Source organism: Embleya sp. NBC_00888 (assembly GCF_045207655.1).
In the GTDB taxonomy this organism is placed as follows: Bacteria; Actinomycetota; Actinomycetes; order Streptomycetales; family Streptomycetaceae; genus Embleya.
On the sequence record NZ_CP108784.1, the window covers coordinates 217,524 to 232,574 of the forward strand.

The 15,051-nt window shown below is 69.3% G+C and carries 11 protein-coding genes and 1 pseudogene; 3 read left to right on the forward strand and 9 right to left on the reverse strand.

Annotation, left to right across the window (positions count from 1 at the left end; genetic code table 11):
• Positions 1 to 149 precede the first annotated feature (149 nt).
• From OG948_RS00910 to OG948_RS00920, 3 genes are all read right to left on the reverse strand, one after another.
• Positions 150 to 1,064, reverse strand: coding sequence for an alpha/beta fold hydrolase (locus OG948_RS00910; RefSeq protein ID WP_406292940.1), 915 nt, complete (start codon positions 1,062 to 1,064; stop codon positions 150 to 152).
• A gap of 80 nt (positions 1,065 to 1,144) precedes the next feature.
• Positions 1,145 to 1,459 (reverse strand): hypothetical protein, encoded by a 315-nt coding sequence (locus OG948_RS00915; protein WP_406292942.1) that lies wholly within the window; start codon positions 1,457 to 1,459, stop codon positions 1,145 to 1,147.
• 173 nt (positions 1,460 to 1,632) lie between these two features.
• On the reverse strand, positions 1,633 to 2,715 hold the full coding sequence (locus OG948_RS00920) for an ABC transporter permease (RefSeq protein ID WP_406292943.1): 1,083 nt from the start codon (positions 2,713 to 2,715) through the stop codon (positions 1,633 to 1,635).
• A gap of 43 nt (positions 2,716 to 2,758) precedes the next feature.
• Between OG948_RS00920 and OG948_RS00925 the strand changes: the two genes are divergently transcribed.
• A complete protein-coding gene (locus tag OG948_RS00925; RefSeq protein ID WP_406300159.1) occupies positions 2,759 to 3,424 on the forward strand; it encodes a hypothetical protein in 666 nt (221 codons plus the stop codon).
• Positions 3,425 to 3,545: 121 nt separating this feature from the next.
• Here OG948_RS00925 and OG948_RS00930 read toward each other — a convergent pair whose 3' ends face one another.
• The 5 genes and pseudogenes from OG948_RS00930 to OG948_RS00950 form a co-directional block, all read right to left on the reverse strand.
• Complete coding sequence (locus OG948_RS00930; protein ID WP_406292944.1) at positions 3,546 to 4,556, reverse strand: LLM class flavin-dependent oxidoreductase; 1,011 nt, start codon at positions 4,554 to 4,556, stop codon at positions 3,546 to 3,548.
• A gap of 90 nt (positions 4,557 to 4,646) precedes the next feature.
• Positions 4,647 to 6,116 (reverse strand): MFS transporter, encoded by a 1,470-nt coding sequence (locus tag OG948_RS00935; RefSeq protein ID WP_406292945.1) that lies wholly within the window; start codon positions 6,114 to 6,116, stop codon positions 4,647 to 4,649.
• Between the two features lie 1,151 nt (positions 6,117 to 7,267).
• On the reverse strand, positions 7,268 to 7,435 hold the full coding sequence (locus OG948_RS00940; RefSeq protein ID WP_406292946.1) for a hypothetical protein: 168 nt from the start codon (positions 7,433 to 7,435) through the stop codon (positions 7,268 to 7,270).
• Between the two features lie 148 nt (positions 7,436 to 7,583).
• Entirely contained in the window at positions 7,584 to 8,195 is a 612-nt protein-coding gene (locus OG948_RS00945) for a TetR/AcrR family transcriptional regulator (protein ID WP_406292948.1), read from the reverse strand.
• A gap of 425 nt (positions 8,196 to 8,620) precedes the next feature.
• Positions 8,621 to 9,702 (reverse strand): annotated as a pseudogene (locus OG948_RS00950) (integrase core domain-containing protein).
• Positions 9,703 to 10,087: 385 nt separating this feature from the next.
• Between OG948_RS00950 and OG948_RS00955 the strand changes: the two are divergent.
• A complete protein-coding gene (locus OG948_RS00955) occupies positions 10,088 to 12,442 on the forward strand; it encodes a hypothetical protein (RefSeq protein ID WP_406292949.1) in 2,355 nt (784 codons plus the stop codon).
• On the forward strand, positions 12,442 to 14,214 hold the full coding sequence (locus OG948_RS00960) for a hypothetical protein (RefSeq protein WP_406292951.1): 1,773 nt from the start codon (positions 12,442 to 12,444) through the stop codon (positions 14,212 to 14,214). Before OG948_RS00955 ends, OG948_RS00960 begins: the two co-directional genes overlap by 1 nt.
• Positions 14,215 to 14,710: 496 nt before the next feature.
• Here OG948_RS00960 and OG948_RS00965 read toward each other — a convergent pair whose 3' ends face one another.
• The gene (locus tag OG948_RS00965; protein ID WP_406300160.1) at positions 14,711 to 15,037 is read right to left on the reverse strand and encodes a YciI family protein; all 327 of its coding nucleotides are present in this window, start codon (positions 15,035 to 15,037) and stop codon (positions 14,711 to 14,713) included.
• Positions 15,038 to 15,051: the final 14 nt, after the last annotated feature.

The window sequence follows — 15,051 nt, forward strand, 5'->3', positions numbered from 1 at the left end:
GGGTGCAGTGACCGCTACTGAGCGGCCTCACCGAGTAGGGATCGCTGTTCGGTTCGGCGATGACTCGGTCCCCATGCGCGATGCCCGCACGCAGATCGCCATGGCTCGGGATCGCGGTGGCAGGCGGCCGGATGTGGCGCCGGTGGTCATCAGTACTGGACTTGTTCCTGATCAGCGCCCCTGAAGAACTTGAGGAGCTCGTCCGCAAGTCGAAGCGGAACTTCCTGCGCCACGAAATGACCGGATTCCGGAATCGAGACGGCACGAACATCCCGAGCAACACTCTTCATGGTTTCCACGGTCAGATCGTCATGACCTCGATTACCCTGCGTACCCACGGCCAGGACCGGCATTTCGAGTGGGTTCTTGCCGAGCTCCCGCATCTCGCGTTCTTCACGAAGCATGGAGGCGTAAAGACCGGACGCACCCCGGAAACCGTTAGGGCGGGAAAACGTTCGGATGAACTCGTCGACATCCGACTCCCCGATGGCATCCTTTACCGAGGTGAAGCCGTCGTAGGCGTACGAGGTCAAGAACTCACGTTCATGTCCCCGCAGGACCATGTCGGCGATCCCAGGGGCCGCGAAGAAGCCGAAATGCCATGCCCCGCCCCGAGTAACGTCCATAATTTTCTCAAGGCCGAACCCGGTCAAGCTCGTTTCGATCGCCGAGAAACTGCGGACGTATTCGCGTCCCTTGGCCGCGAGCCGATACGTCAACGGGCCGCTGAGGTCTTGCCCCGTCAGGTGTACGGGCCCGAGATCCAAGAGGTCGATGAGGCTACGAAGATCCTCAGCGGAGGTCGCACTGTCGTATTCCCCCTCGCCGTTGACTGAGTCTCCGAAGCCCCGCAGGTCCACGGCTATGACCTTATGGTGTGGCGCAAGCAGCGGAATGATCTTGTGGAAAGCCCACCACGTTTCTGGAAAGCCATGAACCAGCAGCACCGGCGAACCCGTATTTCCCGCCTCCACGAAGTGGAGGTCGGTGCCGTTCACGGCCGCACGATGGTGCGTCACCTCTGGGATCGTCGCGGTCCGGACGGTCTTGCGGATCGTTCCCATCTCATGCTCCCTTTGGCAAGATTCCACGATCAACGGAGTTCTGTAACAGTCCTTACGTACCGTTCACTACAGAAGCATGCCTACTCTGTCCGCAAGCGGTCCGCCCGCCGACCTGCGGGGACCGGCAACGCAGCGAAGACGATGGCGTATCCGTTCCGGATCCAGCTGAGATCCGACAGGTCGCGCGTGCCGATCCCGCGCCCGATCGGGTCGAGGGCTACGTCGACGATCAGCAGGTCGAGCGAGGCCGGAAAGGTCGCCATCGCCGGCAGCGCCAGGACCAGCCCCGGCCGACGAACGCTCGCCCCCGACAGGCCGGAGGCCGCCGCAGTGGGCGTGTCTTGTCCTGGTGGCGGCTTGACAAGGATCCGCTCGGACGGAAAGCCGTCGGGCATGACTTCTCCGTTCATACGGTCTGGTGGTGGGGCTTGGCGGCCGTGTTCTCGATACATCGATTAAGTATACGGATGCGTTTACAAAGAAGACGGTAGCACGCCCGCGCGCCGAAGTAAACCCGCACGTTTACCAAGTGGATGGGGCGGGAGTCACGGGTCACCGCCATGGCAGATCAGCGCGTGAGCACATGCCCACGGCGGCGACGAGACTGTTCGAGCTGCTCGCCGCCCGGGTCACCGCGGCGAGCGTCTCCGACAACGTCGGTGGCTGCTCGGATGGGTTCAGGCGCGGCACCGGTACGGATTCGGCGCGCGTGAAGCCGCAGTAGGAGATGGGTGGCAAGCAGCCACGGCACCGCCACGACGGTCTCGTGGAGAGCCGCGGTGTCCACGGGGCTGGTCACACCGGCGCGGAGGGCGTCGAGGCCGGCACTCAGGGGTAGTGCCTGGCCGATCAGGTGGAGGGCGTTTCCGGAGCCGACGGGGACGACTGCGCCACTGCACAGCAGGATCAGATAGGCGATGGAGTTGACGACCATGCCTTCGTCCAGGCCGAGGAACCCGAGAGCGCAGCAGAACAGGCCCACGCACAGGCAGCTCACGGTGGTGAGGAGCGCGATGGGGAACGCGGCGGCGACGCGCAGCATGTCCGCGTGGCCGAGCGCGACCGGGCCCGGGAGGAACAGTGCGAGACCGGAGGCGACCAGCCCTTCGACGAGGTAGGCCCAGGAGCGCAGCACCATGATGGCGAGGAGTGGGACGTTGCCCGGGCGAAGTCTGTACATGGTGCCCTGCGGGATCTCGGCGGTGATCACGGCGGGGACCTGGGTGACGACGGCCGGTACCGAGGCGAAGGCGACGGCGCCGATGAAGGCGTAGGTCTTCCCGGAGTCGCCGTGGGCGAGTCGGCCGACGAGGGTGGGCCTGCCGCCGTAGGCGGCGTCGTGGACCATGCCTGTCACGTGGTGCAGGGTAATGACCTGGGCGGGCCGGCGCAGACCGACAGGAAGCATGTCCAGCGGGATGACGAGTCCCCCGAGAACGAAGACCGGGTAGCCGAGAGCCTCGATGATGCGCAGGCCGGCGCGGGAGAGGAAGACCACGCAGCACAGGAGGAGTCCCATGGCCGCGGCGGAGACCAGAGCCGTCACGGCGATGACCGCAGAGGCGGCGGGATCGGGGATGTCGGCACGCAGGCCGAGAAGGGGAACGGCGATGGCCACGGCGACCAGTGCGCGCGCCGCAGTACGGCTCACGCGCTTTCAGCCGACGACCTCACCGCGCCCAACCGGCTGCGCGATGCCGACAGCCCGCACAGCATCCTGCGCCGGAACAACCTCGCAGTCCGCACCGAACGCACTGTCTGGCCGCACGCCGCCGGGACCGAATCACCGGCCTCTGCCGACTCCTTGTCGTGCACCGGACCCATTTCACGCCGCAATCGCGGGACCGGCTGCTGTACGACCCTCCGACGCGGAGGCGTTCGCCCGCGCTGCGGCCCGGCACATGCGTGCCGCTGCCGCCCGCTACCGCGACGATCCCGAGGTAACCACGCCGGTAGATGACCTCCTCGCCGGCAGCGCGGAGTTCGCCCGGTTGCGGGCCGCTTCACGACGTACGCACCGACCCACCCGCAAAAAACCGTCAACCAATGGCCAATTGGCACCATATCCCCCAACTGCGACATCCTTGAGATCACCGACCGAGACCAAACAAGTCATGATCTACACGGCAGGGCCCATCTCTCCCGCGGAGGAGGCACTACGGCTGATTCGGGTGATCGGTTTGCGGCGCGTGGAAGCCGGGGCGCTTACGCGACCGCCTTCTCGGCCTTCGGCACTTCGACCCCGGGCGGCCCGGGGACGCGGGTCCGGGCTCGGTCGCGGCCGAGCCCGGTCGATGGCCGCGGTGGTCGGGTACGCGCTCCCGGTGGGATCCGGGAACATCGCTCGTCTCGCCGGCTGAGGACGCATCGGTCTGTCCGACGCGGTGGCCGATGACATAGGTGCCCGAAAGGACGGCGGCGTCGCTATCCGTACGTGCAGCGGGTGGCGACGCGGTGACGTCGACGGTGTGCGTTCCACGGCTACCGCAGGTGCGGAGCAACGTGATCGACAATCGTCTGGAGGAGGCGCGCGTTGTAGTCGACGCCGAGCTGGTTCGGGACGGTGAGCAGGAGGGTGTCCGCGGCGGCGACGGCTGCGTCGGCGGCAAGATCATCCGCGATGACGTTCGGCTCTCCGGTGTAGCTGCGGCCGAACCGGGAGATTGCTCCGTTGAGGATTCCGACCCGGTCGCGGTTGTCTGGTCCATTCCCGTCCCCGAAGTACAGGCGGTCCTCCTCGCTGGTGATCGGCAGGACACTGCGGGTGACCGACACGCGCGGAGTGCGTTCGTGCCCCGCCGAGCGCCACGTCTCGCGGTAGGTGTCGATCTGCTCGCGCTGCTGTTCGTGGAAGGGTGTCCCGGTGTCCTCGGACAGCAGGGTGCTGCTCATGAGGTTCATGCCCTGCTCGGCGGTCCAGACGGCGCTTGCTCGCGTCGAGGAGCCCCACCAGATTCGTTGGGTGAGGCCCGGCGAGCGGGGCTCGACCGGAAGTCCTATGGAAGGGCCTGCGGCCGGATCGGTTGATGCGATGGGATGTCCGGCGATGGCGCGCCGGAATTCCGCGGTGTGGTGGCCGGCCATCTCGGCGTCGCTCGTTCCTTCTGCGGGGACGTGCCCGAATGCCTCGTATCCGCGGAGCGCCACCTCCTGTGATCCGCGGCTGAGTCCCAGTTGCAGTCGTCCGGCGCTGATGAGGTCCGCCGCGGCGGCTTGCTCGGCCATGGCGTAGGGGTTCTCGTAGCGCATGTCGATGACGGCCGTGGCGATCTCGATCCGGTGCGTGCGTGCGGCAATGGCGGCGAGCAGGGGGAAGGGTGTGGACGCCTGGCGGGCGAAATGGTGGACGCGCACGGCTGCCATGCCGATACCGATCTCCTCTGCGGCGATCGCGAGTTCGATGGTCTGGGTGAGCGCGTCGCGAGCGGTGCGGGTGTGTGAGCCCGGCACGGACTGGTAGTGGCCGAAGGAGAGGAAGCCGAGAGTCTTCATCGTGGTGTCCCTGGTGTTCTTTGGTGGGTTGTCCGAGGTCCGGCGCCCTCGCCGCGTATCTGGTGGGCGGCGGCGAGTGCGCCGGGACGCTCAGGGGCCGGCCGGGCGGGCGTGCCGGCGGGCGTTGAGGCCGAGTGCGGCGATTGCGCTGGCGAGGGCGAGCGCGGTGGCGGTCCACCAGGAGATGGCGTAGCCGTGGTGTGGGTCGGAGTCGGGCAGAGCGAGGAAGATGACGAGCAGGCTCACGCCGAGGACGGAGCCGATCTGGCTGCCCATGTTGACCACGGCGCTGCCGGTGGCTGCTTGGTGTGGGGGGAGGTCGCGTGTCGCGGAGGAGAACATGGTGGGCAGCGCCAGACCCATTCCGAAGCCCCCGATGAGCCAGCCGGGGAGGATGGTGGAGGCGTAGTGGATGGTGTGCCCGCCGGTGGAGACGGTGATCAGGGCGATGCCGGCACCCGAGAGCAGGGCGCCGACTGCCGCGATGTGGCCGACGGGCAGTCGGTGGGCGAGTCGCGCGGCCAGCAGGGAGGCGACGAACACCATGCCCGGTCCCGGTGCCACCGCGAACCCCGTCTTGACCACGGACCAGTCGCCCTGCTGTTCCAGCCACTGGATGACGCCCAGCAGTTGGAGTGTGAACGAGGCGTAGAACAGGACGACCGCCGCATTCGCCGAGGAGAACACCACGTTCCGGAAGATGCCGAGTTCCACGATCGGCACGTGCGCGCGGGACGAGCGGACGACGAAGGCGATGAGCGACACCGCGGCCAGGATCAGACTGCCGAGCGTGGACGCCGCACCCCAACCCCAGTCCGGGGCCTTGACCAGCCCGACGGCGAGGGCTCCGACGGCGATGGTGATCAGCAACCCGCCGAGGAGGTCGGGAATGCGGGTGGCAAGGTCGTGGCGGACGTTGGGGATCAGTGGAATCGTCATGGCGATGGCGGCCAGGCAGAGGGGGATGTTGATGAGGAAGATCCACTGCCACGCCGTGTTCGCCAGCAGACCCCCGGCCGCGGGGCCGGCCGCGGCTGCGAGCGACCCGCTGGCCGCCCAGATCTGAACGTACTTGTGCACCTTCGCAGGCGGGGCCGTCGCGAGGACCAAGCCAAGGCTGGCGGGGGTGAGCACCGCCGCCCCGGCGGCCTGGACGACGCGGAACACAACCAGGAGCCATAGATTCCCCGACAGCGCCGCGCCCAGGCTGGCCGCGGCGAACAATCCGAGGCCGAGGATGAAGGCGCCCTTGCGCCCGTAGCGGTCCGCCAGCCGACCTGCGGGGACCAGCAACGCAGCGAAGACGATGGCGTATCCGTTCAGGATCCAGCTGAGATCCGACAGGTCGCGCGTGCCGATCCCGCGCCCGATCGGGTCGAGGGCTACGTTGACGATCAGCAGGTCGAGCGAGGCCAGAAAGGTCGCCATCGCCAACAGCGCCAGGACCAGCCCCGGCCGACGAACGCTCGCCTCCGAGGCGTCGGATGCCGCTGCGGCGGCCGTGTCTTGTCCTGGCGGCGGCTTGACAAGGGTCTGCTCGGGCGGAAGGCCGTCGGGCATGACTTCTCCATTCAATGCGGTCCGTGTTGGGTGTTCGGCAGCCGTGACCTCGACACACCAACCGAGGTATACGGAATCGTTTACAACGGGACGGTAGCACGCCATCGGCTTCGAAGTGAACGCAAGCGTGTACTTAAGAGCAGGAGCCGGGACCCGAATGTCCGCCACAGAAGAAGCCCGGCGCACGCGCGCAGCCGGATTCGGCCCGATGACGTGGAGCAGGTGGTGACGGCGGCACCGTGTCCAGGCCGACCTACCGCCCCATTTCTCGCGCAGAAACGCCGTGTTCGACCCTACGGGCGACGCGGAAGACTGTCGGGTGATGACATCGCGCCGTGCGCGATCGACTCAGCCGGCGTCCGAGTTGCAGGGACGCCGTTGACACGACCGAATCCGACCGACTGCGGCAAGTCGGGTCCGAAGATCCACCCGATCACGGATCGGAGCGGGCTTCCCCCGCCGCTGGATATCTCGGCTGCCGACATGTACGACAGCAAGGGCCTTGAGCCGTTCGTGCGTGGTCTCCGGTTCATCCGGTCCCGCCGCGGACCGCGAAGGCGGCGTCCGGCGAACCTGCACGTCAACAGGGCTGACTTCGACCGTCTGCGCCGCCGCCGGCTCGGTCGGCGTGGCATCGGCCACCGCGTCGCCCGCATGGCCGTGGAGTCCTCACAGCGGCTCGGCCGCCACGCTGGGTCTCCGGCGAACAGCGTCCTTGCTCGCCGACTGCTGCCGTCGGTTCCACCGTCGTCACGAACGCAAGCGGAGCACTTGCTCGCCTTCGTCGGCACAGCCGCGCTGTTCATCTGCCTTCGCCGACCGACCTTGCCGCATTGAGGGACGCGGCAGTCAGCGAACGCTCGGACGGCCGGCCGCGTGGCGGAAAGCCAGTCGGCGTGCCGGTCGCGAAGCCGGTCCCGTTCCGTGGGTCTGGCGAGGAGAACGTCGGCTCCGCCGTCGTAAGGACCGTGAATGCGTTCCATCCGGGCGTCGGTAACGAGGACGTCCACCACCTCGTCATCGGCTACCTCACGCAGTAGGCCGTCGATGCACCCACGCTGCCAGGGACGGTTGTCGGCGAAGAGCCGGCAGTAGGTGCGGAACCCTGGAACGGGTTCGTTTCCACCAGCAGGGTCCGCCGACGGCCCACGTCAGGCGCATAAGCGGGAACTTCGGGTGCCGTCGTCCCCAGCGGACGAATTCACATACACGTCCACACCCGCGAAGGGCTCGTCCGGCACGGTGTCATGGCGCTCCGGGACGACCAGGTACTCGCTCTCGTCCTCGGAGCAGCGCTCCAAGCCCGGCAGGCTGTGCAAGCGCACTACTTCCCCGTGTGCGCCACGGAGTAGGTGCTCGGCCGGATCGCCGTCGGGCCGGTGCCGATGCCGCAGCTCCGCCAACGCAACTTGCGCGCTCGGCCGGACACCCGTAGCCCCCGGCCCCTCATGATCGTCAACAGACCGTTCACCGACCCTTTTCTCGTCCGCTGGTGTTCGGCAGAGCATGTTCGAGGAGAACCTGTGCCGCTGCCCGTGCATGCCGGCCATAGTCCGCCTCGCCCAGCACCATGGCGCGACTGGCCGCCCCGTCCGCGAGAGTGGCCAACTGCTCGGCGAGCGCGTCGGGTTCACGGCAGCCCAGCTCCGTCACCAAGGCGGCGATCAGCCGCACCATCCGCAGTTTCTGGTCGCGGGCGTAGGAGTGGACCGCGCTCTCCGGGTCCGGGAACTCCACAGCGGCATCGATGAACGGACACCCACGAACCGGACCCGCGTCCGTCGGGAGCTGGTCAAAGAGCATCAGGACCCGCTCCCGAGGGGAAAGATCCTCGCGGCCCAGCACACTCTCCAAGGTGGCACCCGTCGACACGAGGCCCTGCAAGTGCGCGATGACCAGGTCGTTCTTGGTCCTGAAGTGCGCGTAGAGCGTCCGCTTCGACACCGGCGCCTTCTCCGCCACCTGTTCCATGCCGGTCGCGTTGATCCCCTGGGCCGCGAACAGTCGGGCGGCGGCGGCCAGGATGCGCTCCCTACCACCGCGTCCCCGCCGTTGAGGCGTCGTAGCCGTTGTACTCATACAGGAAGTGTACGTTCACGTTTACTCGGATGCCGGCGAACGGACACCCCGTGCGCGACTGCACTCCCGACGCCGCGAGGATTTCCAGGGAATCGGGACGGGAAGTTCCCGCAAATGTTCGACGACATACTCAAGGACGCAGGTATCGAGATCGTACTCGGCGGCGTCCGAATGCCCCGAATGAACTCGATCACGGAGCGGTGGGTGCCGACCTGCCGGCGAGAACCGCCTGACCGCACGCTGATCCGGGACCGGCGCGCCGGTATGGGCCCACCAAAGTAAGTACCGGGACCGGGTCCGGCGGCGCGCTCCTCTCACCGCGTCCCCCGGTTGCCGGGCCAGGCTCAGACCGGGCCCAGGTCGAAGATGAAGATGGTGCCGGCGTCGGTCCAGGGGTGTGGGGCTCGGAAAGTCATCGCCGCAGGTCAAGCGGCGTACCGGTACTCGTTGATGGCGCCACCGAGGATGCGGGTGCGCAGGAGTCTGTGGCTGTCGAGGTCGTGGATGGTGGCGGGCTGCCCGGAGGCGTGAGGGGGTCTCTGATCTCGGGCCTGGTGAGGTCGATGCGCGTTGTAGTGCTGTTCGAAGTCGGCGAGGACTTGCCGGGCGTGGGCCTCGTTCATGAGCAGGACGTGGTCGAGGGCCTCGCGGTGGATGGTGCCGATCACCCGCTCGCAGTGCGCGTTCATCCGTGGCGCTCGTGGCGCGCTGAGCAACACGTCCATGTCCTCGGCTTCGAAGACGGCGTCGAAGGACGGGTCGTACTTGGCGTCGTGGTCGCGCAGCACGAAGCGCAGGGACTTCATGCGCGTGTCGAGTTGGTCGGCGAGATTGCGGGCCTGTTGCGTCGCCCAGGCCCGAGTGGGGTGGGCGGTGACGCCGGTGATGTGCAGGCTGCGGATGCCGTGTTCCAGGAACGCCATGGCGTACAGGCGCTTTCCGAGCATGGTGTCCACGTGGAAGAAGTCGGCTGCGATGATCCCTTGGGCTTGGGCGGTCAGGAACTCGCGCCGGCTGGGGCCGGACCGGCGTGGAGCCGGGTCGATGCCCGCGGCGTTCAGGATCCCCCAGACCGTGGACGGTGCGATCGGATGCCCCAGCCGGGCAAGCTCGCCCTGGATCCTACGATGTCCCCACCGGGGATTTTCGCCGGCCAAGCGCAGCACCAACTTCCTGAGCGCGGCCGCAGTCGGGGGTCGGCCCTTGCGGCTGCGGCGGGCGGAGTAGTCCCATTTCTTGGCGATCAGCTTGCGGTGCCAGGTCAGCAGGGTGCCGGGTGTGACGGGGAAGACGTCGGCCCAGCGGCGGCGCGGTATCAGCGAGGACAGCGCGGAGAGCCAGAACCGGTCGGCCCACTCGTAGCGGACCGCTTGAGCTGACGGCGCAGGACTGAGTTCTCATGCCTCAGCACCAACAACTCGGCGTCCCTGACGGTGTCTCGGCGCAGCAGGACAGCCGGTAGGGGCAGCATCGCGCGAGCAGCGCGGTACAACAGCGACCCGACCATCGGGACAGCGTCTCAGCCACCACCGACAACCATGTACACCGCTGCTCACCTGCAGCGATGACTTTACGAGCCCCACAGGCCGGCAGGTGTCAAAAACCCGGGGCGCGGCACCGTTCGGCGTTCGAACTCCGCATCAAGCCGCGCGACAACCCGCCCGAGATCGGTCTTCGCGCCGACAGGAAGCCACAGCAAGGCGGTTGTCCACCGGGCCTCGTCTGTCGGCGACGCGGTCCGGGCGGAGTTCGGCGTCCGGTCCCGGTCGCTGCCCGGGAAGAGTCCGGTGTGCACACCCGTGACCGGTTCGCCGCGTACTTCGACCGGCTCGCACCGGGACGGACCCTCTCGAGGCCACACCGCACCGCGCCGCGCCGGTACCTTCGGTCTCGTGGCTTTCAGTTTGGCGGCCTTCAGGCGACAGCCCATCGACACGACCTCCGCCGCGCTGTTCTCCCTGCTGGAGGGCGCTGCCCCGGAGCACGTCGACGCGGCGCTGCGCCGCTGGTCGGACACTTTGCGCCGGGACCTGTCGATCGCGGCGCTCATCGGCCTGCCGGACACCGTCGCCGACTGGTTCGTGCGGTACGGATCGGCGACGGAGCGCATGGCCGTGGCGGCGCGAGACGACACCACGGGGCGGACCCTCGCCCTGCTCGGAGACGACCCCGATCCCCTGGTGCGCGAGGCGGTCTTCGCTCACGACGGCGTCCCGGCGTCGTTGCGCCGCCGGATCCTCGCCGCCGGCCCGTCCCCCGGGCTGCGCACTCGGCTCCTCAAAGGGGCCGCTCGACACGCCTGGCTCGGACCGATGCTCGACTGTCCCGATCCCGAACTGGCCGCATACGCCCGCGAATACCTGCGTGGCGCGGCGGTCCGACCGGACAACGCTCCGGAGTCACTGTTCGCCGCGTTGGCCGCAACGGACGGATTCCTGGAGTCGGAGCGCATCCCGAGCATGGTTCGGCTCGAGGACTGGACACCGGACCACTGGGCGGAACTGGCCCGCCTGCACCGCGCGCAACCGCTGGGCGACCACGCCTGCCGGGCCCTGGTCGGCGAGCCCGGGTGCCCACGCACCACCGCGCTCGCCTTGATCGCCTACGGCAGATCCAGGCTGCTCGACACCCGGACCGCGCGTACCGCCCTGGGCGCCGGGACCGTCCGCCTCGAAGATCTGGTGCAGTCCGCGCCGCGCGCCGCCGATGTCATCGTCCTCATCGGCGACCTGCGCGACGAGACCAACCCGGAAGGACCAGCGGTCCGGCCCGCTGCCCTCGCCGCCCTCGACGACCTGCTGACCGACCGGATCCGCGCGTACCTCGGCACAGTCCCCGAACTGTGGCGGGCGGCGGCCGACCTGCTGCTCGCCGGGCAACCCTTTGCCGGGAGCATCTGCGACCTGCTGGCGGCGGCCGTCCGGAACCCGACGGCACCACCGGTGCCGCTCGGTCCCACCCCGCTGCGGTCGCCGTTGGTCGGCCTGCTCGCGGCACTCGACCCGACGGCCGCCGACCCGGTCGTCGCAGCCCTCGGCCCGACCGCCCTGGTCGAACTGGCCCGGTGTGGGTTGAAGGTCCCGATCGCGCCCCCGATCGTGGATGCGATCATCCGCACCCTGGCCGCGACCTCCACCGAACTGCTCTGCGAGTTCACCCGCCACCACGTGCACCCGGAAGTCGGCCGCCGGCTCAGGGAACTTGACGATCCGCAGGTCAACGCGGCGATGCTGGGCAGGGGCGTGCTCGCCGGCCACGTGTACACCGCGCTGCTGTCCGGAGCCCCGCACGGCGAGGGACGCGGCACACCCGTCCCGCTCCTGCCCGGCGTGACCGACAGCCTGCGTACCCTGCTCGCCGGCGGGAAGACCACGCTGCCGTACGTCTTCCACAGCAGCACGGCCCGGTACGCGGTGAGCGTTCGGGACGCCGACCTGGTCGTCCGGGCGCTCACCGCGCCGGTGGAGCCGCTCGGCATCGCGTTCCGCATCGCGGGATGCCGCCGCCTGGCGCTCCTGGACCGACTCGACCTGCTGGCCGAACTCGCGGTCGGAGACGAGGTCCTCGGTGACGAGACGGCGAAGACGGTGCGCGCGGCCCTCGCTGCCCACCCGGCCTCCCCCGGCGGTGTCGTGCGGGACCTGGAAGCCTTCGGCTGCCGCCACCTCCTCGCGACAGCCTCCGTGCGAACCCTCGGCTCCACCCGGGCGCACGTCGAATCCGGCCTGCCCGTTCCCTGGGAGGCCATCCGGGAGCGGCTCATCCGTGGCGAACTCGACCTGCCGAACCTGGCCGTCCTGGCCGACCACCCCCGGATCCCCGAAACGGTCGCCCTCGCCATGATCGAGGCCAGGCCCAACGATTGTTTCCCGAAACTCGGCCACCGCTCGCGCACGCTCGGGCTGGCGGCGCTGCGAATCGACCGGCCGAACTACACCTGGGAGCGCCTCGGCATCGTCGACGGCGCCTCGTGGGACCACTGCCTGCGCGAGGGCGTGATCACTCCGGCCGAATTCCTGGACCAAGGTCGCAGCGCGCGGCGGATCCTGTCCACCGTCAACGCCGTACCGGGCCGCTTCGCCCCGGTACGTCTGCTGCTCCGTGGGCTGGTCGAGCGGTATCTGGCGGACGATGCCGACGCGTGGGCCGCCACGGCGTGGCTGCTGCCGGACTTCCCCGGCAGTGTTACCGAACTCCTCACGACGGCCCGGGCGGCCGCCGCGTCCGCGGCGGGTCACCCGCGCTGATGTACTGGTGGCTGAACCGGGACGACGGCGCGGGGGCGCTCCTGCGGCACCTGCCGCCCGACACGTACGCCTCGGTCCTGACCCGGCTGCCCGACACGACGCGCCGGCGGGCGCTCACTTCGGCGGGTTCGTCGCTGGCTGCGCTGATTGAACTCGAACTGCGCCGGGGCGACCGGGCCGGGCTCGCCGACCTCGCAGCGAACCAACGACTCACCTCGGCCGGCCGGCGACGACTTGCCGCTCTGCGCATCCCCGAGGTCGACGACGCGTTGCTGTTTCGCGACCTGGTCGACGCCGACGTCTGCCGCATCCTGCTCGCGCGCAGCCCGCATTCCCCGGATCGCATCGTCGACCGCTTCCGGGGCCGGGACACCGTACGCATGCGGCCGTTGCTCGGCGCCGAGGACCTCGACGTGGTGGCCGCGGCGCTGGCGCGGACCCCGCAGCCGGCTCCGCTGGACGACCCCCTGTTCGTGTCCGCCGCGCTGCGGTTGTGGCGTGTCCGGGGCGCCGACGCCGTGTACGCGGCGTTGCAGCGGACCGATCGGCGGGTGACGGCGAACCACCTGCGGCTGCTGCGACCGTACCTGGAGGCACCGGACGGCCGGGCATTGCTCGAACAGCGCGCCTTGGACCACTCCGGACCCGATGGTCAGGTCCGCCGGCTGCGACTGGGCAGCAAGCGCAACTGCCCGCAGGACGTACTGGGGGGTGAGACCGACCTGGATTGGGACCTGCTGCTGCGCGCGCACCGGGAGAAGCCGTTCGGGGATCGGGCCCGGTTGGCGCTGCTCGGTCATTCCGACTGTCCGCCGGAGGCACCGCCCGAGCTGCTGCGCGGCTTGACCCGATGGGACCAGCGGATCGTCGCCGCCCTGTACGCGGGCGTCACCACGGCGGCGGAAGTCGTCCGGCACGCCGCCCCGGCCTGGGGAATGCTCGGATTCATCGAGCGCCTCTCGCACCCCATCGACCGGGCGCCATGGGCAGGTTCGTCCTCCCCGTTCCTGTACGCGCTGCTCGACCTCGACCCGGCGGGCCTGCTCGGCGACGACGTCGACGCGTGGCTGCGGCTGCTGCGCATCGGTCCCCGGTTCGCCGGGACGATCGCCGAAATGATCGATCTGGCCCGGCAGCCGGGCCACGTCCCGGAGTTGGTGCCGAGGACGAGGACGCAGGCACGGCCGAAGGGCAACCCCGGGGCTCTGCTGCTCCTGCTGGCTCCGCCGTCGACGGCTCTGGAGGTCGTCGAACACCTCGGCTACGGTGAGTTCGTCGAAGCCGTGGAGGGGCGGCGTGTCCCACTGCATCCGGAGTTGGCGGCGGTCGCCGAGCGTCGGAGGGTGCCGCAACGGCCCCCGTCCTGGCGCGAACCGCCGGTGGAGCAACTCGAACTGCCCACCCGCGAACGGTGCCTGGCCAAGCTCCGGGAACACCCGCTCGACCTCGACGAGTCGCCGCGCTCGCGGCCCGGCGCCCGCTGGGTCTGGCCGGCGCTGGGCCTGCGCCTGATCGACGGCCGCGACCTGGTCGAGATCGGCCACCCGGCGGCGGCGGTCCTCACTCTCGTGGATCGTAGCCGGGTGACCGTCCCCGAGGCGCACGCGACCGCCACCGAGGCGATCCGCAACCTGGTTACGGGGCCGATGTCGGCACCCGACGCGGCCGACGCCTGGACCGTCGCCCTCACCTTGCTCGACGGCTTCGCCGGAACCGTCCCCGAACTGCTCACCACTGCCCGGGCCTCCACTTCAAGATGCCCTACTGCGTGATCACAGGTCTGTGACCGCCATCCGCCGCGTCGCCCCACGCGGTGAAGGCAACGCGTTCGCACGGTCACGCAGGGGGCGGCCGGCCCGATCCGAGACGCTCGAGCTCACAGGCGCCGCGCCGGTTCGTCCCGGGCCCAGTCGCAGACCGACCAGGGTGTGTGTGGTCTCCCTCCGTTCGGGATGAGCGAAGCCGCGCTCGGCGGGGCGCAGTAGTCCGGGCCGGCCGGCGTCGCGGCGGACTTCGAGGAGTCCGACTTCGTGGTCTTGTTGCCGCTCGAAGCGCTCGGCGTCTTCGCGGGTGAGGTGGCTCCCGCCGATGATTGGCTCGGCGAGGGATCCGAGTCGTCCCCGCTGCATCCGACACCGCCGACCAGGACGGTCGGTATCGCTGCCGTTGCGGCCATCTGTCGTTTCTGGATGGGGGCAGACTGGCACACGGTGGCACCGCCGGGCCACGAACCGCGGCTGCCGCTCCGCTGCGCGTCGCGGTCTGCTGCTACCCGGTCGGGTGGGGCAGTGGTGACGAGGCGGAGGCATGCATGCCGTGGCAGTCCGACGACACCACCCCCCGAGCCTCGGGCGGACTCTGGGCGCGCCGACCGTCGAGGCGGATCGTCCACGGCTCGACGCCGTCCACTCGAAGATGCGTCTCGCTCCACGGATCACGCGCGAGCATGGCACGCACGGTGTCCTGCGATTCGGCCTCGACGACGAGCACCACGCGATGCTCGTCGCCGAGTGGTCCGCCCAACACGACGACACCCGACTTCACGAGCTCGTCCATAAAGGATGCGTGGGCGGGCCAGTCGGACTGCTCCTGCATGGGGCGGGACGGAT

What these genes read in the sequence shown, in the direction of transcription:
- OG948_RS00935 (WP_406292945.1), bottom strand. Translation starts at nt 6,116, where the DNA reads ATGCCCGACGGCCTTCCGCCCGAGCAGACCCTTGTCAAGCCGCCGCCA.
- OG948_RS00910 (WP_406292940.1), bottom strand. Translation starts at nt 1,064, where the DNA reads ATGGGAACGATCCGCAAGACCGTCCGGACCGCGACGATCCCAGAGGTG.
- OG948_RS00960 (WP_406292951.1), top strand. Translation starts at nt 12,442, where the DNA reads ATGTACTGGTGGCTGAACCGGGACGACGGCGCGGGGGCGCTCCTGCGG.
- OG948_RS00930 (WP_406292944.1), bottom strand. Translation starts at nt 4,556, where the DNA reads ATGAAGACTCTCGGCTTCCTCTCCTTCGGCCACTACCAGTCCGTGCCG.
- OG948_RS00965 (WP_406300160.1), bottom strand. Translation starts at nt 15,037, where the DNA reads ATGCAGGAGCAGTCCGACTGGCCCGCCCACGCATCCTTTATGGACGAG.
- OG948_RS00915 (WP_406292942.1), bottom strand. Translation starts at nt 1,459, where the DNA reads ATGCCCGACGGCTTTCCGTCCGAGCGGATCCTTGTCAAGCCGCCACCA.
- OG948_RS00945 (WP_406292948.1), bottom strand. Translation starts at nt 8,195, where the DNA reads ATGAGTACAACGGCTACGACGCCTCAACGGCGGGGACGCGGTGGTAGG.
- OG948_RS00925 (WP_406300159.1), top strand. Translation starts at nt 2,759, where the DNA reads ATGCCGACAGCCCGCACAGCATCCTGCGCCGGAACAACCTCGCAGTCC.